This window comes from Methylomarinovum caldicuralii (assembly GCF_033126985.1).
GTDB lineage: Bacteria > Pseudomonadota > Gammaproteobacteria > Methylococcales > Methylothermaceae > Methylohalobius > Methylohalobius caldicuralii.
In genome coordinates this window covers 116566-136574 of the sequence record NZ_AP024714.1, presented here as the reverse complement: position 1 = coordinate 136574, position 20009 = coordinate 116566, and the positions used below count along the sequence as shown (strand labels likewise).

Here is a 20009-nt window from a genome sequence, read left to right as displayed (position 1 = left end):
CGGTGCCGCCGGCGTCGAGGCCCTGGCCCACCCTATTACCCACATCTCTCGCCCCTGTAGTAAGATATTGATTTCTTTGGATAGGCGTTGACATGAGCTGGGCTGAACAAGAATTTTTTCCCTGGCGCTGGGCGATGCCCGCCTGAACCGGCGGCTGTGCCGGGTGATAGAAGCGATGGCAAACGATCCGATGGCGAGCGTTCCCAACGTTTGCGGGGGTGGCTGGGCGGAGACCAAGGCGGCCTACCGGCTGCTGGACAATGCCAGGCTGGATTTTCGGGAGGTGTTGCGGGCCCACAGTGTGCCGACCCTGGAACGGATCCGGCAGCAGTCGCGGGTGCTGTGCCTGCAGGACACCACCGAGCTGGATTATTCCGGGCGGCCGTCGATGGCGGGGTTGGGACGGCTGAATTACGAGCAGCGTCAGGGGTTGTACCTGCATCCGACGCTGGTGATCAGTGAGGCGGGCGTGGCCCTGGGGGTGACCGACTGCTGGCACTGGGCGCGTTTGCCCAAGGGGGAACCGGACCTGGCCGAAAGCCTGCGTTGGGTGGAAGGTTATGAGCGGGTGGCCGAGATGGCCGCCCTGGCGCCCGAGACCCGGCTGGTGTATGTCGCCGACCGCGAAGGTGACCTTCGGGCCCTGATCGACCGGGCCGAACAGCTGGGCTTTGCCGCCGATTACCTGATCCGGGTGCAGCACGACCGTAAGCTCAATGACCCCCTCGATGGCAAACTGCGGGCCGCGGTCGAAGCCCAGCCGGTGTTGGGGACGATCGCCTTTGACCTGCCGGCCGGCGGCAACCGCCCGGCCCGGCAGGTCACACAAACAATCCGGCTCGCCCGGGTCGAACTGAAGACCCGAAGCGGCCCGGGTCCCCAAGTCACCGTCATCCTGGCCCGGGAAGAGGCGCCCCCCGAAGGCCAGGAAGCGGTCGAATGGTGCCTGATCACCAACGAAGAAATCACCACCCTGGAACAGGCCAGAGCGCGCATCGAATGGTACCGCAAACGGTGGTGGATCGAGGTCTACTTCCGCATCCTCAAAAGCGGCTGCCGCATCGAAGCCCTGCAACTTCGCACCCGGGAACGCCTGGAACGGGCCCTGGTGCTGTATCTGATCGTCGCCTGGCGCATCCTGATGCTGATGACGCTCGGGCGGGAACATCCCGAGTGGTGCTGTGAAGTGGTGTTCTCTGTCGAAGAATGGCAGACCGCCTAGGCCATCCACCATCGCACCCCGCCGCCCGCGACGCCGCCGGATTTGGGCACCATCGTCCGCATCGTGGCCGGCTTTGGCGGCTGGCTGGGGCGCAAGAACGATCCCCCGCCCGGTCCCAAAGCCCTGTGGCAGGGCATGACCAAACTGAGCGCCTACGTGGAGGCCGTGACCGCCATCCGGGCGGCCGAGATCAAGTTCCCTCAGAGAAAACGGATAAGACATTGATTCCTATGAGAAGGGGGAAGATACGGGTAATAGGGTGGCCCTGGCCGTCATCGTCCCAGCCGGATTTGCGGGCGTCTTCGATAACCTTTTCGCGGGCCTCCTGCACCAGATCGGAGAAGGTGGTCAGCGCCACCAGTTGGCGGGGGGTGAAGAGGTCGCCGTAGGTGGTCAACCCATAATCAACCGTCCAGAAACTCCTTGGGTCATCAGGCAGCGATGTCTCGGGTTTCCATTCGGGCTGCGCATGGCTGGCAATGGCTTCATGTGTCTCGATGGGCGACAGATAAACTCGTCTTCGATTTCCTTCGGCCACAATAGCCATCAATCGTGCCCCCATGCGACCAGCTCGCCCTTCCGCCTTCACATACTTCGGATCAATCGGGCTTCCCGAAAGCAGGCAGCGGAAATTTGCGCCACGCCCAGCTTGGTGCCATTCTTCGCCTCCGCCGGCGGCTTGCCCACACGCACCTTGAAGCGATAGCGGTCACCCTCGATGATCGGCTCCACCCCGGCCTCCTTGCCCTTCTTGCTGGAGAGCACGAAGCTGGAGGCCAGCGGCACGTCCACATGGGAAAAGGCGGGGTTGGGGCTCTTGACCGTGCGCGCCCAGAGCCAGGCGATGACGGTGAGTTCCTGCCCTTCGTATTGCTTGAGGTCGGGCCGCTCCGCGACCATCTCCGGGGTGATCTTGACCTTGGGGTAGAGATGGCCGATGCGCTTTTCCGCCTGCTCGCGCATCCAGTGGCCGTAGCGGCGCACATCCTCGGCCAGCCTCGTGGCGCCCGGCCAGTCGTCGCTGAGTTTTGGTTGCTTCTCGCCTTCGGGGATTGGCCCCACCGGTGCGCGTCCGGCGAATTGGGGCGGGATCTCGATCATGGCCTTGTTGATCATCACCGCCACCGGGTTGAGGTCGGAGGCGTAAGATTCCAGCCCCAGCCGCTGCGCCTCCAGCGGCAGCGCACCGCCGCCGGCGAAGGGATCGTGGAAAGCGGGCAGCTCGTCCGGATTGAACAGCTCGGCGGCCTGGGGGTGGTCCTGGTTCAGCGCGCAGATCTCGCGCCAGCTTTTGCGGATCTCTTTGCGGGCGCGCTCCAGCACTTCTTCGTTGTTGGTGTTCTCCCACTTGACCAGCTCGCGGATGATATCGAACAGCGCCTCGCGGCGTTTGGCCGCCTCTTCCTTGTTGACGCCATACTTGAACCCGCCGCCCTGCTGGTAGCCGGGGTCGTTGACCATCTGCGCGAAGATCACCGCCCGCGCCGCCTCGCGGTTGATGTCGTCCAGCGGCAGGGCGACTTCGATGAGTTTTTTGGGGGATTTGACTTCGGTCATGTCAATTCTATTTACCTTCTGCAGCTGGCAAAAATAGGCCATACAGACCAGATCGGATATCTTGATGTGCTTTTGGTCCAAGAAGCTCTTCGAACTGTTCTGGTGATTCTACTGGCGGTGAATTAAACCCAGATTGTGGTCGACCTACCGGGATGCCGGTGAGAATATCCGGTAACGGAAAGATGGGCTCATCAGCGCGCCGAGGATCAACTCACCCTATTACCCACATCTCTCGCCCCTGTAGTAAGATATTGATTTCTTTGGATAGGCGTTGACATGAGCTGGGCTGAACAAGAATTTTTTCCCTGGCGCTGGGCGATGCCCGCCTGAACCGGCGGCTGTGCCGGGTGATAGAAGCGATGGCAAACGATCCGATGGCGAGCGTTCCCAACGTTTGCGGGGGTGGCTGGGCGGAGACCAAGGCGGCCTACCGGCTGCTGGACAATGCCAGGCTGGATTTTCGGGAGGTGTTGCGGGCCCACAGTGTGCCGACCCTGGAACGGATCCGGCAGCAGTCGCGGGTGCTGTGCCTGCAGGACACCACCGAGCTGGATTATTCCGGGCGGCCGTCGATGGCGGGGTTGGGACGGCTGAATTACGAGCAGCGTCAGGGGTTGTACCTGCATCCGACGCTGGTGATCAGTGAGGCGGGCGTGGCCCTGGGGGTGACCGACTGCTGGCACTGGGCGCGTTTGCCCAAGGGGGAACCGGACCTGGCCGAAAGCCTGCGTTGGGTGGAAGGTTATGAGCGGGTGGCCGAGATGGCCGCCCTGGCGCCCGAGACCCGGCTGGTGTATGTCGCCGACCGCGAAGGTGACCTTCGGGCCCTGATCGACCGGGCCGAACAGCTGGGCTTTGCCGCCGATTACCTGATCCGGGTGCAGCACGACCGTAAGCTCAATGACCCCCTCGATGGCAAACTGCGGGCCGCGGTCGAAGCCCAGCCGGTGTTGGGGACGATCGCCTTTGACCTGCCGGCCGGCGGCAACCGCCCGGCCCGGCAGGTCACACAAACAATCCGGCTCGCCCGGGTCGAACTGAAGACCCGAAGCGGCCCGGGTCCCCAAGTCACCGTCATCCTGGCCCGGGAAGAGGCGCCCCCCGAAGGTCAGGAAGCGGTCGAATGGTGCCTGATCACCAACGAAGAAATCACCACCCTGGAACAGGCCAGAGCGCGCATCGAATGGTACCGCAAACGGTGGTGGATCGAGGTCTACTTCCGCATCCTCAAAAGCGGCTGCCGCATCGAAGCCCTGCAACTTCGCACCCGGGAACGCCTGGAACGGGCCCTGGTGCTGTATCTGATCGTCGCCTGGCGCATCCTGATGCTGATGACGCTCGGGCGGGAACATCCCGAGTGGTGCTGTGAAGTGGTGTTCTCTGTCGAAGAATGGCAGACCGCCTGGGCCATCCACCATCGCACCCCGCCGCCCGCGACGCCGCCGGATTTGGGCACCATCGTCCGCATCGTGGCCGGCTTTGGCGGCTGGCTGGGGCGCAAGAACGATCCCCCGCCCGGTCCCAAAGCCCTGTGGCAGGGCATGACCAAACTGAGCGCCTACGTGGAGGCCGTGACCGCCATCCGGGCGGCCGAGATCAAGTTCCCTCAGAGAAAACGGATAAGACATTGATTCCTATGAGAAGGGGGAAGATACGGGTAATAGGGTGGGATCAACTGGGTCCGACCGCAGAAGCAAGAACGCTATCGTCTCATCGCTCATAGTATGACGGTGTATGATGAACTGGGTTCTTTGGCAGAAACAGCCAAATAGCGCGCATCCACTGTTGGGTTTTATTACGTGAGCTGGATTGCTCGACCCGTTGAGATAGAGGCGTTTGTTTGACGAATCTAACGTAAGTGTTCTTGTATTCGGGGAATTAGTCGGAAAAAATGGCGCAAGATCTTGGCAATTCGTCCACCAGCTTTTCTCTATTAAGCATGGATAGCTATTTGCCGTCCTTATATCTTGGGCTTCGGGAAACACATAAAATGTACTATTGGGATGATGGCGGGCAACATTGCTGAGGACATCCCACTGTTCTTTTTCCAGGAGATACGTAGGATAACCGCTTACTCTTCTGCACGCCTTGAACTGAAAGACAATTAACCGCCCGCCCCTTCTGAGCATAGCGTCAATGCCCGCTTTCCGTTCCTGCGCCTGAGTGAGGCCAAACCACTGTGGGTTCCTGTTGAATGGCATCAAGGCCGCTGACAGGGAAGCGCAGAAACGTATTTCGAAGGATTTCTCTGAAAACCTCACCTCAGTAACTCCTGCTGCGGGGACATGGCCCTCCCTAATAGGTCATCCAGGCTGTAATTGATGCTGGCCACCCCGAAATCCGGTTCCGCGCTGAAGGGGTTGCGGATGTAGCACGGCCCATCGATATCGTCGCCATCGACGATGACAATGGCCAGGATGAACTTGTCGGCCTGGTTCAGCGCGTAGAGGATCTCGTTGCGGCTGACGGTGATGGTGGTCTGGCCGCGGGCTCGGCCCTTGACCTCGATGTGGCGGTCGGGTCGGATTGAGCCATCGGAATTGCGTGGTGGACGGGCGGTGATGTCCCAGCCGCATTTCTCGGCGGAGACGTCCCAGACCTCATGCCCAAAGCTCCGCTCCGCCTCCATGACCGCTTGCATGGCGATTTGCTTGATGCGGGAACGGGCCTCGGCATCGGCAGTGAAGGTCGCCTCACTCTTGCGGCTTGCCAGCAGGCCTTGCGGGATGACCAGTGCGCCGCCGATGACCACGGGGGTGCTGGACACCACGTTTTTCATGGCCTCCAGTTCCCGCTTGCGTTGTGCCAGCCGCTCGGTTAGTTCGTCCACCCGGCGGCGGGCCATTTCCGGCTGCATGCGGGGCTGCTTGCCGGCGGCGACATCCTCGCTGAGCTTGATGTAGCGGTCGGACCAGTAGTTGATCTCCTTGACCAGGCGGTCGTTGACCGCCGCCAGGATCTTGTCGGCCTGGCGTTCTCGGCGGGACTTCACCTCCTGGTAGTGCTCTGGCACCAGTTTCTGGCTGGCATAGTTGATGGCCAGGCCTTCCAGGTTCTGTTTGACCCAGGGTGAGTCCAGCACGTCGCTGATCAGGGCCTTGTCGGATGCATCTATCGGTTGTAAGTCGAGATGGGGCGCCCAGCCGGCGAAGGTGGTGTTGCCGTGTTGGTCGATGGCCACGAACTGGAGTCGGCGTGATACGGTGCGAGGGTTCTCCGCGCTGACCTCCCGCACTTCGTGGTCGATCATGAACAGGATACGTGGTTCGGTACCATCGTCGTTGGGGTCGACCAGAATGGCGCCCTGCTTCAGCTTGGGGCGGTGGGCCGAGAGGATCAGGTCGGTGGTGGCATGCATCAGGGGGTGAGCCGGATGGACCAAGTCGGCCATGGGCTTGCCGTGGATGCGGACCTTGTCCTTCTCGAAGCAGATGCGCTCGTATTTCTTCAGCACGGGGGTGCGGGTCTCGCCGACGACCCGGTCGCGCTCCCGGATGGCGGCGGGTACATGACGGATCTCGAATCGTCCCGGCTCACGAGGACGCATCTCGCCGCCCAGCGACTGGAAGGCCTCGGTGAAGAAGGCGCGAATGAAATAAGGCTGCAGCTTGCGCGCCTCGGCCTTTTCCATCTCCTCCTTGACGTGGTAGAGGTCCTCCAGCGTCAGGTGTTGATCCACCAGGGCGTTGCGGCGGATGATTTCTTTCAGATGTTCGGTATCCAGGGCGCCTTCGATCTTCTGCTCCAGGCGGGCCTTGACCTCAGGCGATTCGCCATAGCGGATGGACTCAATGAGCAGGTCCTTGAGCGAGACGCCCTCGAAGGCCTCGCCCAGGATGTCGAACACCTTGCCGCCCAGCGCCTGCTTTTCCACCTCCAGCTTCTCGAACAGCTTCTGGAAGACCTCACCCTCGCGGGTGCCCCTGGCCACCAGGTTCCAGAGATGGCAGACCTCGGTCTGGCCGATGCGGTGGATGCGCCCGAAACGCTGCTCCAGGCGGTTGGGGTTCCAGGGTAGGTCGTAGTTGACCATCAGGTTGGCGTTTTGCAGGTTGACGCCTTCGCCGGCGGCGTCGGTAGCGACCAGCACCAGTACATCGGGGTTGTTGCGGAACTGTTCCTGCGCCTTGCGGCGGTCGTCGCGGTTGGTGCCCCCGTGGATGGTGATGACCGCATCGGGATTGCCGAGCATGCCGGCGATGCGCCCCTTGAGGTAATGAAGGGTGTCCTTGTGCTCAGTGAAGATGATGAGCTTGCGGCGGCTGCCCGAGGTGGTGTACATCTCCGGGCGGTCCTGCAGAAGGTGGGAGAGTTCCTCCCACTTCTTATCCTGTCCAGACTGCACGACATTGAGGGCCTGTTGCTCCAGGCCCTTGAGGATCTCGATTTCGGCCTGGAGTTCGGGGATGGTCTCGGCCGCCGTGGCCTGGTCGACTACCTGGTCGGCGTACTGTTCGTATTCCTCCGGGGTCAGCTCTTCTTCCAGCACGTCAAAGTTCTCGGGCAGATCGATCGGCTTCTTGACGACATATTCGCCAAGGGTTTCCGCCACGCCGTCCTGGCGTAGCTTTTCGCCCCGGGCGATCAGCTTCATCTCTTCGAGCCGGGATTCCAGGCGCTTGCGGCGTCGCTTGAGCGACTGGTAGATGGCCTCGGGGCTGGAAGCGAGGCGGCGCTGGAGCTGGGTGAGCGCGAAGCCAACGGTGTTCTTCTTGTTGCCATTTAGCCTGTCGGCCCGGTTCATCTCGTTGCGGACGTAATCGGTCACTGCCGCGTAGAGGGCGGCCTCTAGGTCGGATAGTTCGTAGTTGGCCGTGTAGGCCCGGCGTTCCGGAAACAGCGGCGTGCCGTCGAACTTGAGTAGCTCCTCCTTGACCATGCGCCGCATCATGTCGGAGATATCCACCTTGTGGGCGCCTTCGCGGAACTTGCCGTAGAAGCGATCGGTGTCGAGCAGGGAGAGCCAGATCTGGAAGTCCTCTTCCTTGCCGTTGTGCGGCGTGGCGGTCATCAGCAGGAAGTGGCGGGTGATGGACCCCAGCAGCTCACCAAGCTGGAAGCGCTTGGTCTTGTTGACCTTGTTACCGAAGTAGTTGGCGGAGAGCTTGTGGGCCTCGTCGACGACGATCAGGTCCCACTCGGTGGCCTTGAGCTTTTCCTGGTAGTCTTCGTTGCGCGAGAGCTGGTCCAGGCGGGCAATGACGAGATCCTGCTCATCGAACCAGTTTCCGGAGGCGCATTGCTCCTGTTTCTGGCGGCTGAAGATCTCGAACTGGATGCCGAACTTCTCCAGCATCTCGTCCTGCCACTGTTCGGTCAGGGCGCCGGGTGCCACGATTAGGATGCGTTTGGCGTCGGCGCGCATTAGCAGTTCATTGCGCCAGGCCAAGCCTGGAGAAGGAGGAAGTTATGTAGAAGGAAAGACATCGCTGAAACCTTCAGAGCGACCTGACAGGTGCAAGTCCTGTCCGGCCAAGGCTGGCCACCAGCCGGAACCGAGTGTTGCGTGGTCGAGGAGCGATCCCGACTGCGAAGCGTACACAGGGGGCCTGTAGGCCGCGTGATGGAGCCTCGAAAGTACGGAATGCGGAGCCGACGTTGTTGAACGGACGGAAGGCAACAGGGGTGGTGCTGTACTGGCCTGGCATCATCCCTCCGCCGGGGTCGAAGAGCGGGGCATGCAGGGCAAGGGTCGCCCAGGAACCTGGGAGGGCTCGATCACTCCTTGCGGGAAGAGCGGTGCGGGCGCCGTGTGAGAAAAGGCCCAGGCCCATCGGAGCGGTGTCCGGCCGATGGGAGCGAACGGGACACGAAGCAGGGTACCGGCGCGCGAAGGCGACGAAGCGCGCTGGGAAGGTGATCGAGCAATCGGAGCCTGCCGATAGTACCTGGGAAGTCGGGGAACCTGCCCCAAGGGACCCGATGGAGGGAAGCGGCAGGTCGGACGATGGGGCTTTCGGAGGGACAGATGGCCGGGACATCGAGCCAGGAGAACATCTCAACACGACAACGGAAGCTAGCGGAACTGGCCCGGATCGAACCGAAGCTGGAACTGACCACGATTGCCCACCACATCGACGTGGTGTGGCTGGAAGAAGCCTGGCGGCGCACCCGCAAGGACGGGGCCGCCGGGGTGGACGGCGTGACTGCATCCCAATACGCAGCCGACTTAGAGGAGAACCTGACGCGCCTGCTGGAACGGTTCAAGACCGGCCGGTATCGGGCGCCTGCGGTACGGCGCGTCCACCTGCCCAAGCCGGGAACGGGAAAGACCCGCCCGATCGGCATTCCCACGCTGGAAGACAAGGTGCTGCAACGGGCGGTGCTGATGGCGCTGGAACCCATCTTCGAGCAGGACTTTCTCGACTGCGCCTACGGGTTCCGGCCCGGACGCAGTGCCCACCAGGCCCTGGAGAGGCTATGGGGCGGGCTGATGGCCATGGGCGGTGGCTGGGTCATCGACCTGGACATCCAAAACTTCTTCGACGACGTGGACCGGGACCGGCTGCGGAACTTTCTGGGGCAGAGGGTGCGCGACGGCGTGATCTGCCGCGTGATCGGTAAATGGCTGAATGCCGGTGTCATGGAAGGCGGACAGCTTCACTACCCCGAACAAGGGACACCGCAAGGTGGGGTGATCTCCCCACTGCTGGCCAACCTCTACCTGCATCACGTGCTCGACCTGTGGTTCGAGCAGACGGTCAAACCGCGACTGCAAGGCAGCGCCTTCGAAGTCCGGTTCGCCGACGATGCGGTCCTGGTGTTCGAACGGGAAGAAGACGCCCGGCGGGTATTGGCCGTTCTGGGCAAGCGCCTGGCCAAATACGGCCTGCGCCTGCACCCGGACAAAACCCGCCTGCTCGACTTCAGAAAACCCGGACGGAAAGGCCAGAGCTTCCAATACCTGGGATTCACCCACTACTGGGGACGCTCAAGGAAAGGGCGTTGGGTCGTCAAACGCAAGACCGCCCAAGCCCGGCTCAGCCGCTCCCTGCAGGCGATCAACCACTGGTGCCGGATGCACCGCCACTGGCCGGTTGCAGACCAACAAGCGGCCCTGAGCCGCAAACTCAAGGGGCATTATGCCTACTATGGGATCGTCGGCAACAGCCAATCGCTGGCCCGCTTCCTGTACGAGGTCAGACGGCGCTGGTACAAATGGTTGTCCCGCCGCAACCGGGAACGGATGAACTGGGACCATTTTGGGCGGCTGTACAAACGATACCCACTACCCCCACCGCGCGTGGTTCACGGAATTGCCCGTTGCGTAGCGACGCCATAGTCCGAGGAGCCGGATGCCTTAATCGGGCACGTCCGGATCTGTGGGAACCGCGGGTGAGCAATCGCCCGCGGTCACCCGGCCGGATTAGGAGACCGGCCATGATAGTCTTTCCGGCACCCGGGTCATCCGCCAGCACGAAGCGCAACGGCTGTTTGGGCAGCATGGCTTCGTACACGGCCGAGATCTGGTGGGGGAGTGGCTCGACGTTGGCGGTGTGCACCGCCATCATGGGGTCGAACAGGTGGGCCAAGCGGATGCGCAGGGCCTCTAGACCCAGCCTGAAGTTGGCACCGTCTGCATCGAAGGTCCAGTGGCGGCCCGCCTGGGCCAGCTCCAGGCGAGCCTCGTCCGGGCGGAAGAGCATCTGTTCCCCTAGTCGCCCCTGGTTGTCCCTGTAATAGACAGTGACGGCGTTGTCGCCCACAGGCTCGGTCAGCACCACCCGCACGATCTCATCGGGCACGATGCCGCAGATTAAGGCGTCTTTCTTGATGTCTTCGAGTTTGAGCATTCTTTGACCGCCTGCGCGCATTCGTTCCTTAATCCTCGCGGATAAAACGACCGATTTCAACTTGGTTTCGGTTGTAAGGTGCTTACGTCTGAGGCGGCGGCGGACGTATACTGCAGCCTGCGAAGTTGACGATCCCAGGTTTCGCCTAAATGATCAAACTTCCCTATTTCGATGCCCTGCTGGCATCGCTGGAGCGTGGCGATCCGGTTGTGGAGCGGGCCTTCGGCCGCCATGTCCACTGGGGCTACTGGCCCGAGCCGCAGGCTGCGGAACTGACGCCAGAGGCGTTCGCCGCGGCGGCGGAAGCCCTGACCCGGGAGGTGTGCCGGGCGGCGGCGATCGGGGATGGGCAGCGGGTGCTCGATGCCGGCTGCGGTTTCGGCGGCACTGTGGCCAGTCTGAATGAAAACCACGCTTACATGGACCTCTGCGGCCTCAACATCGACCGGCGCCAGTTGCGCCGTGCCCGCCGGCAGGTGGCGGCGAGGCCCGGCAACCGCATCTGCTTTGTGGCCGGCGATGCCTGTGCCCTGCCGTTTGCGGATCGTAGCTTCGATGCGGTGGTTGCGGTCGAGTGCATCTTCCATTTTCCCGACCGGCGCCGGTTCTTCGCAGAAGCCCGGCGGGTCCTGAAGCCCGGCGGGCGGCTGGCGCTGTCGGATTTCGTTTCCACCGCGCCGCTTTTGCCCGTCACCCTTTGGTCCCGGTTGGGGATCGGCGGCGGTTTCTACGGCCGCTGCGATCTCAGCTACACCCGCGGCGGTTACCGAAGGCTGGCGGAGGCGGCCGGCTTCGTCGTCGAAACGGAACGCGACATCACCGCAGGCACCCTGCCCACCTATTCGTTCCTGCGGCGTTTCGGCGGCGCGCTGCAGGTGGATGCGGCGGCGATCGCCGAAACCGGTTTCGCAGAGCTCGTCAGCCGCTTGCGGCTGCTGCGCTACATGATCTATGGCTTCCGGGCGCCGGACGGGAACGGCTGAGGGCGTGGCCCGGGCGGTGGGAATCCATGCTATTCTTTAACCCTTCCACGGGATGCAGACGTCATGTGGGTGCAGAAACGACTCGTCCTTTCCCCCAGGCCGCGCGGGTTTCATCTGGTCACCCGCGAGTTGCTGGAACAGCTGCCGGAGATCCGGGATTTCCGGGTCGGGCTGGCCCATTTCTTCATCCAGCACACCTCCGCCTCCCTGACCATCAACGAGAATGCCGATCCCACCGTGCGGGCCGACATGGAGGCGCATTTTCGCCATTTCGTCCCTGAGGACGCCCCCTACTACCGCCATACCCTGGAAGGGCCGGACGACATGCCGGCCCATATCAAGGCGTCGCTGCTGGGATCCTCGGTGACCGTCCCCATCGGCGGGGGACGGCTGCTGCTGGGCACCTGGCAGGGCATTTATCTGGGCGAACACCGTAACCACGGCGGGCGGCGCACCGTGATCGCCACCCTGCAGGGCGAATGAAGCGGCTGCTGGCGGGGGACATCGGCGGCACCAAGACCTGGCTGTGTCTGGCCGAGGTGGCCGGCGGCCGGGTGCGGGTGATCGCCCGCGAGCGTTTTCCCAGCGGGGATTTCGAGCGTTTCGAGGCGGTGCTGGCGCGCTTCCGCGCCCGCTGGCCGGCGCCTGTGGATGCCGCTTGCTTCGGGGTCGCCGGGCCGGTGAAGGATGGCGTCTGCCGTACCACCAATCTGCCCTGGGTGCTGGATGCCGCTGTTCTGTCGCGGCAGTTGGACGGCGCTCCGGTGGCGCTGCTCAACGATCTGGAGGCGGCCGCCCACGGCATCCTGGCACTGCCGCCGGATCAGTTCATAGCCTTGAATCCCCGGGCCCGGGAACGGGCTGATGCCCATCGGGCGGTGATCGCCGCCGGCACCGGCCTGGGGGAGGCGCTGCTGATCCGCAGCGGCGACGGCGTCACCGTGGTGGCGACCGAAGGCGGTCACTGCGATTTCGCCCCCCGCGATGCGCGCGAGGACGCGCTGCTGGCGTGGCTGCGGCGCAGCTATCCGGACCACGTCAGTTACGAGCGGGCGGTGTCCGGGCCGGGGCTGGCGCTGTTGTACCGCTTCCTGCGCGAGCGGGAACCGGCGCGGGAGAGCGCGCAAGTGGCGGCGGCGATGGCGACGGCCGATCCGGCTGCCGTGGTCAGCCGCGGGGCGCTGGAATGGGGCGATCCCCTGTGCCTCGAGACGCTGCGTTGGTTCGCCGCGCTTTACGGCGCCGAGGCGGGCAATCTGGCCTTGAAAAGCCTGGCCTTGGGCGGCATTTATATCGCAGGCGGGATCGCACCGAAGATCCTGCCGGTATTGCAGCAGGGCCATTTTCTCGCCGGCTTCACCGCCAAGGGGCGCTACCGGGAACTGCTGGCGGAGGTGCCGCTGCAGGTGGTGCTGTTCACCGAGGTGGTGCTGCTCGGCGCGCTGGCCTGGGGCTGCCGCCATCTGCTCGGTGTGGGGGAGGCGGCGGTGTACAATGGTCTGCGGGAATCTGAATCACTGACACAAGGAGAAGCCGATCATGAAGAAAACGTGGGTCGTCGTCGCTGAAGGCAGCCGGGCGCGGATCTTCGAGGCCAACAGCCGCGTCAAGCCGATGACGGAACTGGAAGATCTGTCCCATCCCAAGTCCCGCGCCAAGGTGCTCGACATCAACGCCGACAACGCCGGCAAGGTGTACGATCGCATGGGCCAGGGCATCCATCACATGGAAAGCGAGGTCGATCCCAAGACCCACGAGGCTGACATGTTCGCCAAGGAGGTCGCCGAACACATCGAAAAGGCCCGGGCCACCAACCGGTTCGAAGAGCTGGTGCTGGTCGGCGAGCCCAAATTCATCGGCATGGTGCGCAAGCACCTGCATGCGCCGACCCTGAAGACGCTGGTCAAGACTGTGAGCAAGAACCTGATCCGGGCGGATGAGGAAACCATCCGCAAGGCCGCCATCGAGCTGGAATGATGCGGGTCGGGGTTCCGAAAGAAACCAAGACCGAGGAGTACCGGGTCGGCCTCACGCCCGCCGGTGTGCGCGCCTTGATTCAGGCCGGTCATGCGGTCACGGTGGAGCGTGGCGCCGGCGAGGGTTCCGGTTTCGAGGACGCCGCCTACCGGGATGCCGGTGCCGAGCTGGGCGATGCCGCCGCGGCCTGGGGTGCCGATCTAGTGGTCAAGGTCAAGGAGCCGCAGCCTGACGAATACGGCTATTTGCGCGGCCAGATCGTGTTCACCTATTTTCATCTGGCCGCCGCCCCCCGCGAATTGCTCGACGCCCTGCTCGGGAGCGGCACCACCGCCGTCGCCTACGAAACCCTGGAGGACGAACAAGGGCATCTGCCCCTGCTGGCTCTCATGAGCGGGGTGGCGGGCAACATGGCGACCCTGATGGGCGCCTACTATCTGGCCCGCTTCAACGGCGGCCGCGGTACTCTGCCGGCCAAGGTACTCGGCGTCGGTTACGGCCGGGTGCTCATCATCGGCGACGGCGTGGTAGCCCATCACGCCGCTCAGCGTGCCTGCGCCATGGGCACCGAGGTGGTGATGGCCGGGCTCGATTCGTCCCGGGCGGCGGATCTGCAGGCCCAGTACCCCGATTGCTTCCGTTTCGTCCATTCCAGCCCGCAGACCATCGCCGCGGAGATCACCGCAGCCGATCTGGTCGTCGGTGCTGTGCTGATCCGCGGCGCCCGGGCGCCCCATGTGGTCACCGAAGACATGGTCAGACGCATGGCGGCCGGTGCGGTGATCGTCGATGTCAGCATCGATCAGGGCGGCTGCGTCGCCACCTCCCGTCCCACCACCCACGCCGATCCCGTCTATACCGTCCACGGCGTCATCCATTACTGCGTCACCAACATGCCCGGCGCCTATCCGCGCACCTCCACCCTGGCGCTGACGCGGGCCACCCTGCCTTACGTGCTGCGCCTGGCGGAGCAGGGCATCGAGGCGGTGCGGGGCGATCCGGGTTTCGCCAAGGCGGTCAATACCTACCGGGGCTGGATCACCTGCCGGCCGGTGGCCGAATACTGGGGGCTGCTGGAACGCTACCGGTCTCTTGATGAACTGCTGGGAGAGAGTCCGTGAGCGTCACTATCGATTCCCGCAAGTGGTGTCAGGGCCGGGTGGTGGAGCTGTACCGCTGGGCCGAGCGTCTCTACTCCCTGCGGGTGGAGGCCGACATCGAACCGTTCGTCGCCGGCCAGTTCGGCCGTCTGGGTCTGGAAATCGAGGGGGAATTCGTCTCGCGGCCTTATTCCTTCGTCAACGCGCCCGACGAGCGTCCCCTGGACTTCTACTTCATCGTCATTCCCGAGGGCAAGCTGACGCCGAAGCTGGCCACGCTGCAGCCGGGGGATTCGGTCTGGGTGGCGCGCAAGGCCGCCGGCTTCTTCACCCTGAACCAGGTGCCCGAAGGCCGGCACCTTTGGATGCTGGCCACCGGCACCGCCTTGGGTCCCTTCCTTTCCATCCTCAAGACCGAGGCACCCTGGCGACGTTTCGAACGGATCGTCCTGGTCCACGGGGTGCGCACCGGCGCCGAACTGGCCTACCAGGACACCATTCAGGGCTTCCGCCAGGACCATCCGGAGCAGTTCCGGTTTTTCGCCAGCGTCACCCGCGAAGCCGTGCCGGGGGCGCTGCCGATGCGGATCACCCAGGCCATCGAATCCGGCGAGCTGGAGCAACGCGCTGGCCTGAAGATAGACCCGGCCGACAGCCAGGTGATGATCTGCGGCAATCCGGCGATGGTGAAGGATACTGTCGCGCTGCTCAAGCGCCGGGGCCTGAAGGAGAACCTGCGCAAGGAGCCGGGGCAGATCACCACCGAGCGTTACTGGTAAGTTAAGCGGATCCGGCAGCGTCCGTCTTCGCGCTCCACCTGGAAACGCAGCGGCAGAAACTTTTCGATCACCGCGATATTGGTGGTGGTGTGGCGCGTGGGGGGCAGGGTCAGAAATTCCCCGCCGCCGGCCAGGGCCAGCGGCACCAATAGCTGGTCGGCCAGGTACGGTCCCACCGGCACGCCGGCTGCCAGATAGCTCTCCACCTCGTCCGCCAGTCGGCTGGCGACAGTCTCCGCCGGAACGCCCTTCTCGCCGAAGCCGGTGAACAGCTCGGTGATGTGGCGGCTGCGGATTGTTACCGTGACCACGTTGCCGATGCCGCAGCTGCGCAGTTCCTCGATGGTCAGGGCCGGGTTGGCCAGTTCCATGCGCTGGGCCAGCACGCCCAGTTCGCGGGCGGCGATGTGGCGGGGCAGACCGGCGACCACCGCCTTGGCGGCGATTTCCAGCACTTCCCCCCGCCGGAGGCGGGTGATGGGGTTGAGTCGTTTCACCGGCTCGATGTGGGCTTCCAGGACACCGCCGCCGCGGGGGTAGAAGCCGGGGCGGACCAGCCGCAGCGTGACCTTCGCCCCCATCTTGTGCAGCTGCGGCAGCAGGACCTGATCGAGAAAGTCGAAAGGCGGGGCGTGGGGATTGTGGGTGCCGCCCTTGAGGGTCAGTCGGCTGGGACCGTCGGCGAGCAGCAGCGGGGGCAGGATGGCCTGGAGCAGCAGAGTGGTGCTGCCGGCGGTGCCGATGTCGAAGGTGTAGTCCCCGGGCCGCACCGGCCCCGGCCGGAAGCGGATCGCCTGCGAGCCCACCTCGGCGCCTTCCACCTGGCCGCTGCTGATTGCGGCGGCGGCGAGGACGCAGGCCAGATGCTGGCGCCGCAGTCCCGGCGGGCGCCGCCTGGCGCGGATGTTGACCAAGCGCACCGGCTGTCGCAGATGCACCGCAAGCGCCAGGGTCGTGCGCAGGATCTGGCCGCCGCCTTCGCCGAAGCTGCCGTCGATCTCCAGTTCGTTCACGCCTCTTCCATCACCAGTTCCACTTCCTCCGGCTGCCGGCCCTCGAGACGGAAGCCGCGGATTTCCAGCACCCCTTTGGTGTTCAGGGAGATGATCAGGCTCAGGGCTTCGGGATAGCTGACCGCTTCGAGATCCTCGCTGGAGGGAAAGGGCGGGGCGTGGGGATGGGAGTGGTAGATGGCGAACAGGGTCTCGCCCCGCTGGCGCATGGTTTTCATCGCCCGGATCTGGCCGGCGGGGTCCATTTCGAAATGGCGCCCGGGATCGGCGGCGACGTTGGCCACCGGATAGACGTTCACCGGTTTGCCGTCGCGGGCGCCGATGAGGCCGCAGACCTCGTAATCGGGGCGGCTCTGGGCCTGATGCAGCAGACGGGTGACCAGGGAACGGGGCAGGACGATGGTGTCGGGCATTCAGGGGCTCCTCTGTGCCTCGGTGACTCGGATGTGGCCTTGCAGGTCGGGGTGTCCGCTGATGTTACGGAAACCGGCCTGTTTCAGCAATTCCGCCACCGCCTCGTGCTGGTCGTGGCCGTGTTCCAGCAGCAGCCAGCCGCCGGCGCGCAACACCCGCCGGGCCTGGGGGATCAGGGTGCGGTAGGCGGCAAGGCCGTCGGCCCCGGCGACCAGGGCCTGGGGAGGCTCGAAGCGGATTTCCCCCCGCAGATGGGGATCGCCGGCGGGAATGTAGGGCGGATTGCTGACGATCAGGTCCAGGCTGGCGGTGGCGATGGGGGCGAGCCAGTCGGCCTGGATCAGGGCGATCCGGGCGCCGAGGCGGCGGGCGTTGCGCCGCGCCAGATGCAGGGCGGTGAAGGAGCGGTCGGTGGCGAGGACGAAACAGCGGGGGCGTTCCCGCTGCAAGGTGACCGCCAGGGCGCCCGACCCGGTACCGGCGTCGGCCAGCCGCCACTCGGCTTCCGGAGGGATGTGATGCAGGGCCCGTTCCACCAGCAACTCGGTTTCCGGGCGAGGGATCAGCACCCCGGGACAGACCTCAAAGGTATGGGACCAGAATTCCCGCCGGCCGGTGAGATAGGCTACCGGTTCCCGGTGGCGGCGGCGTTCCAGCAGTTCCAGGTAGCGCCGGATCTGTGCCGGTTCCGGTTCCCGTTCGGGCCAGGCCCGCAGATGGCTGCGCGGCTTCCACAGGACATGGGCCAGCAGCACCTCGGCGTCCAGTTCCGGGGTAGGCGAGACATTCCGCAGGCGCTGGCAGCCCTGGCGTAGCAGTTCGGAGATGGTGGGCATCAGGCAAAGGTTTCCGCCAGCAGTTCGGCCTGGTGGTGCTGGAGCAAGGGTTCGATCAGTTCGTCGAGGTTGCCCTCGAGAATCTCGTCGAGCTTGTACAGCGTCAGGTTGATGCGGTGATCGGTGACCCGGCCCTGGGGGAAATTGTAGGTGCGGATGCGTTCGGAACGGTCGCCGGAGCCCACCTGGTGCCGGCGCGAGCGGGCCTGCTCGGCCTGCTGCTTGGCCTGTTCCGCCGCCAGCAGGCGGGCCTGGAGCAGGGCCATGGCCTTGGCCTTGTTCTGGTGCTGGGAGCGCTCGTCCTGACATTCGACCACGATGCCGGTGGGAAGATGGGTGATGCGCACCGCCGAGTCGGTGGTGTTGACGTGCTGGCCGCCGGCGCCGGAGGAGCGGAAGGTGTCGATGCGCAACTCCGCCGGGTTGATTTCCACCTCGTCCACCGCCTCCACTTCCGGCAGCACCGCCACGGTGCAGGCGGAGGTGTGGATGCGTCCCTGGGATTCGGTTTCCGGGACCCGCTGGACCCGGTGGGTCCCGGCCTCGAACTTGAGGCGGCCGTAGACGTCCGGTCCGGAAATTTTGAGAATGACTTCCTTGTAGCCGCCCAGTTCCCCGGGGCTTTCGCCGATGATTTCCACCTTCCAGCCGCGCTTTTCCGCATAGCGGCTGTACATGCGCAAAAGATCGCCGGCGAACAGGGCCGCTTCGGCGCCGCCGGTACCGGCGCGGATCTCCAGAAACACGCTGCGCCGGTCGTGGGGATCCTTGGGCAGCAGCAGAATCCGCAGCTCCTGTTCCAGGGTGGCCAGGCGGGCTTTGGCGGTGGCGATTTCCTCCCGGGCCAATTCCTTCAGTTCCGCATCGCCTTCCGCCAGCAGGGCTTCGGCCTCGGCCAGGGCGGCGGCGGTCTGCTGGTAATCGCGGTAAGTGGCGATCAGGGGTTCGAGCTGGGCGTATTCCTGGCTCAGCTCACGGAAGCGCCGGGTGTCGGTCTGCACTTCCGGCAGGCTGAGGAGGGCGGTGATTTCCTCGAAACGGTCGCTGAGCTGGTCGAGGCGGGTGCGGATGGAATCTTGCATCAGGTAAGCTTGAACAGTTCACGGGCCGCGGCGATGAGGTCGTGACGTTCGTGACTGCCGGCCTGCTTGAGTTGGACGCTGGGGGTATGGAGGAGTTTCTGGGTCAGGGTGTGGGCCAGCAGTTCCAGGGCTTCTTCCGGGGATGCGCCCCGCTGCAAGGCCCGGCGGGCCCGCTCCAGGGCCGCCTGTTTGTGGTCCTCGGCCTGGCGGCGCAAAGCGCGGATGGTGTCGCCGGCGCCCTGGGCTCGGAGCCAGGCGAGAAAGTGCTCCACCTCCATGTCGATAATCTCTTCGGCCTCGAGGGCGGCCTCGCGGCGGGCCTGGCGGTTCTCCTCGACGATGTCCTGGAGATCGTCCACGGTGTAGAGATAGACGTCGTCAAGGGTCTCCACCTCGGGCTCGATGTCGCGGGGCACCGCCAGATCGACCATGAAGATGGGCTTGTGGCGGCGTTTTTTGACCGCCCGCTCGATCGCCCCCTTGCCGAGGATCGGCAGCTGGCTGGCGGTGGAGGAAACCACGATGTCCCCTTCATGCAGATGGGCCGGCAGTTCCCGCAGGGCGATGGCGTAACCGCCGAACTGGGCGGCCAGCGCATGGGCCTTGTCGAAGGTGCGGTTGGCGACGATGATGCGGCCGATGCCCTGTTGGTGCAGGTGGCGGGCGGTCAGTTCGATGGTTTCCCCGGCGCCGATCAGCAGGGCGGTCTGCTCCCCCAGGCCGTCGAAGATCTGCTGGGCCAGGCGCACCGCGGCGAAGGCCACGGAAATGGGACTGGCGCCGATGGCGGTGTCGGTGCGTACCTTCTTGGCGGCGCTGAAGGTGTGCTGGAACAGCCGGCTGAGAATCTTGCCCAGGGCCCCGGCCTGGCGGGCGGCCTGATAGGCATCCTTTATCTGTCCCAGGATCTGTGGTTCGCCCAGGACCATCGAGTCGAGGCCGCAGGCGACCCGGAACAGGTGGCGGATGGTGGCGGCGTCGGTGTGGACGTACAGATAAGGCTCGAAGTCCTCGGGTTCGATCTGCTGGGTCTCGGCGAGCCAGTTTACCAGGAGTTTGGGATCGGGGTGTTCGGTGCGGCAATAAACTTCGGTGCGGTTGCAGGTGGAAAGGAGCGCCGCCTCCTGAACGCCCGGCAGCCTCAGCAGGGTGCGTAACACTTCGGTGGCGCGGTCGCCGGGAAACGCGAGGCGTTCGCGTACCGCCACCGGCGCCGTGGTATGGTTGAGTCCTAAGGCAAGCAGCGTCATGGG

Annotated in this window: 18 protein-coding genes; 10 read left to right on the top strand and 8 right to left on the bottom strand. The window is 64.5% G+C overall.

The features are described from left to right. The first annotated feature begins 112 nt into the window (after positions 1 to 112). Together MCIT9_RS00765 and MCIT9_RS00760 are read left to right on the top strand one after the other, a co-directional pair. The gene (locus tag MCIT9_RS00765) at positions 113 to 1222 is read left to right on the top strand and encodes an IS4 family transposase (protein WP_317706673.1); all 1110 of its coding nucleotides are present in this window, start codon (positions 113 to 115) and stop codon (positions 1220 to 1222) included. 3 nt (positions 1223 to 1225) lie between these two features. After that, on the top strand, positions 1226 to 1447 hold the full coding sequence (locus tag MCIT9_RS00760; protein WP_317706672.1) for an IS4 family transposase: 222 nt from the start codon (positions 1226 to 1228) through the stop codon (positions 1445 to 1447). Here the strand turns inward: MCIT9_RS00760 and MCIT9_RS00755 are convergent. Beyond that, positions 1413 to 1769 carry a hypothetical protein gene (locus MCIT9_RS00755; protein ID WP_317705543.1) on the bottom strand — a complete coding sequence of 119 codons (357 nt, stop codon included), beginning with the start codon at positions 1767 to 1769 and terminating at the stop codon, positions 1413 to 1415. The two genes, MCIT9_RS00760 and MCIT9_RS00755, sit on opposite strands and share 35 nt — an antisense overlap. A 38-nt stretch (positions 1770 to 1807) precedes the next feature. Continuing rightward, positions 1808 to 2779, bottom strand: coding sequence for a DUF1156 domain-containing protein (locus MCIT9_RS00750; RefSeq protein WP_317705542.1), 972 nt, complete (start codon positions 2777 to 2779; stop codon positions 1808 to 1810). 296 nt (positions 2780 to 3075) lie between these two features. Between MCIT9_RS00750 and MCIT9_RS00745 the strand changes: the two genes are divergently transcribed. Beyond that, positions 3076 to 4410: an IS4 family transposase gene (locus tag MCIT9_RS00745; RefSeq protein ID WP_317706671.1), complete on the top strand. Its 1335-nt coding sequence runs from the start codon at positions 3076 to 3078 to the stop codon at positions 4408 to 4410. A gap of 626 nt (positions 4411 to 5036) precedes the next feature. Here MCIT9_RS00745 and MCIT9_RS00740 read toward each other — a convergent pair. Beyond that, on the bottom strand, positions 5037 to 8168 hold the full coding sequence (locus MCIT9_RS00740) for a helicase-related protein (protein ID WP_317705541.1): 3132 nt from the start codon (positions 8166 to 8168) through the stop codon (positions 5037 to 5039). A gap of 558 nt (positions 8169 to 8726) precedes the next feature. Between MCIT9_RS00740 and ltrA the strand changes: the two genes are divergently transcribed. From ltrA to MCIT9_RS00705, 7 genes are all read left to right on the top strand, one after another. Further along, complete coding sequence (gene ltrA, locus MCIT9_RS00735) at positions 8727 to 10061, top strand: group II intron reverse transcriptase/maturase (protein WP_317705120.1); 1335 nt, start codon at positions 8727 to 8729, stop codon at positions 10059 to 10061. Positions 10062 to 10721: 660 nt separating this feature from the next. Beyond that, complete coding sequence (locus tag MCIT9_RS00730; RefSeq protein WP_317705540.1) at positions 10722 to 11555, top strand: class I SAM-dependent methyltransferase; 834 nt, start codon at positions 10722 to 10724, stop codon at positions 11553 to 11555. A 63-nt stretch (positions 11556 to 11618) separates the two neighbouring features. Then, a complete protein-coding gene (locus MCIT9_RS00725) occupies positions 11619 to 12038 on the top strand; it encodes a secondary thiamine-phosphate synthase enzyme YjbQ (RefSeq protein WP_317705539.1) in 420 nt (139 codons plus the stop codon). Then, the gene (gene glk, locus MCIT9_RS00720; protein WP_317705538.1) at positions 12035 to 13123 is read left to right on the top strand and encodes a glucokinase; all 1089 of its coding nucleotides are present in this window, start codon (positions 12035 to 12037) and stop codon (positions 13121 to 13123) included. The genes MCIT9_RS00725 and glk overlap by 4 nt, the downstream gene beginning before the upstream one ends. Next, positions 13095 to 13532, top strand: a complete 438-nt coding sequence (locus MCIT9_RS00715; RefSeq protein WP_317705537.1) for a host attachment protein — start codon at positions 13095 to 13097, stop codon at positions 13530 to 13532. Before glk ends, MCIT9_RS00715 begins: the two co-directional genes overlap by 29 nt. After that, on the top strand, positions 13529 to 14653 hold the full coding sequence (ald, locus tag MCIT9_RS00710; protein WP_317705536.1) for an alanine dehydrogenase: 1125 nt from the start codon (positions 13529 to 13531) through the stop codon (positions 14651 to 14653). Before MCIT9_RS00715 ends, ald begins: the two co-directional genes overlap by 4 nt. Next, a complete protein-coding gene (locus MCIT9_RS00705) occupies positions 14650 to 15411 on the top strand; it encodes a ferredoxin--NADP reductase (RefSeq protein WP_317705535.1) in 762 nt (253 codons plus the stop codon). The genes ald and MCIT9_RS00705 overlap by 4 nt, the downstream gene beginning before the upstream one ends. Here MCIT9_RS00705 and rtcA read toward each other — a convergent pair. Genes rtcA through hemA form a run of 5 tightly spaced genes read right to left on the bottom strand, consistent with a single transcriptional unit; the run spans position 15402 to position 20006 of the window. Then, a complete protein-coding gene (gene rtcA, locus MCIT9_RS00700) occupies positions 15402 to 16424 on the bottom strand; it encodes an RNA 3'-terminal phosphate cyclase (protein ID WP_317705534.1) in 1023 nt (340 codons plus the stop codon). The genes MCIT9_RS00705 and rtcA overlap by 10 nt on opposite strands. Continuing rightward, positions 16421 to 16837 carry a M67 family metallopeptidase gene (locus tag MCIT9_RS00695; RefSeq protein ID WP_317705533.1) on the bottom strand — a complete coding sequence of 139 codons (417 nt, stop codon included), beginning with the start codon at positions 16835 to 16837 and terminating at the stop codon, positions 16421 to 16423. The genes rtcA and MCIT9_RS00695 overlap by 4 nt, the downstream gene beginning before the upstream one ends. Further along, positions 16838 to 17674 (bottom strand): peptide chain release factor N(5)-glutamine methyltransferase, encoded by an 837-nt coding sequence (prmC, locus tag MCIT9_RS00690; protein WP_317705532.1) that lies wholly within the window; start codon positions 17672 to 17674, stop codon positions 16838 to 16840. After that, a complete protein-coding gene (gene prfA, locus MCIT9_RS00685) occupies positions 17674 to 18756 on the bottom strand; it encodes a peptide chain release factor 1 (protein WP_317705531.1) in 1083 nt (360 codons plus the stop codon). Before prfA ends, prmC begins: the two co-directional genes overlap by 1 nt. After that, a complete protein-coding gene (hemA, locus tag MCIT9_RS00680; RefSeq protein WP_317705530.1) occupies positions 18756 to 20006 on the bottom strand; it encodes a glutamyl-tRNA reductase in 1251 nt (416 codons plus the stop codon). Before hemA ends, prfA begins: the two co-directional genes overlap by 1 nt. Between the last annotated feature and the right edge of the window lie 3 nt (positions 20007 to 20009).

Excerpts from the sequence above, each read along its gene's own strand:
- MCIT9_RS00755 (WP_317705543.1), bottom strand. The coding sequence starts at position 1,769 with ATGGCTATTGTGGCCGAAGGAAATCGAAGACGAGTTTATCTGTCGCCC.
- MCIT9_RS00750 (WP_317705542.1), bottom strand. The coding sequence starts at position 2,779 with ATGACCGAAGTCAAATCCCCCAAAAAACTCATCGAAGTCGCCCTGCCG.
- ltrA (WP_317705120.1), top strand. The coding sequence starts at position 8,727 with ATGGGGCTTTCGGAGGGACAGATGGCCGGGACATCGAGCCAGGAGAAC.
- MCIT9_RS00730 (WP_317705540.1), top strand. The coding sequence starts at position 10,722 with ATGATCAAACTTCCCTATTTCGATGCCCTGCTGGCATCGCTGGAGCGT.
- MCIT9_RS00725 (WP_317705539.1), top strand. The coding sequence starts at position 11,619 with ATGTGGGTGCAGAAACGACTCGTCCTTTCCCCCAGGCCGCGCGGGTTT.
- glk (WP_317705538.1), top strand. The coding sequence starts at position 12,035 with ATGAAGCGGCTGCTGGCGGGGGACATCGGCGGCACCAAGACCTGGCTG.
- MCIT9_RS00715 (WP_317705537.1), top strand. The coding sequence starts at position 13,095 with ATGAAGAAAACGTGGGTCGTCGTCGCTGAAGGCAGCCGGGCGCGGATC.
- ald (WP_317705536.1), top strand. The coding sequence starts at position 13,529 with ATGATGCGGGTCGGGGTTCCGAAAGAAACCAAGACCGAGGAGTACCGG.
- MCIT9_RS00695 (WP_317705533.1), bottom strand. The coding sequence starts at position 16,837 with ATGCCCGACACCATCGTCCTGCCCCGTTCCCTGGTCACCCGTCTGCTG.
- prmC (WP_317705532.1), bottom strand. The coding sequence starts at position 17,674 with ATGCCCACCATCTCCGAACTGCTACGCCAGGGCTGCCAGCGCCTGCGG.
- prfA (WP_317705531.1), bottom strand. The coding sequence starts at position 18,756 with ATGCAAGATTCCATCCGCACCCGCCTCGACCAGCTCAGCGACCGTTTC.
- hemA (WP_317705530.1), bottom strand. The coding sequence starts at position 20,006 with ATGACGCTGCTTGCCTTAGGACTCAACCATACCACGGCGCCGGTGGCG.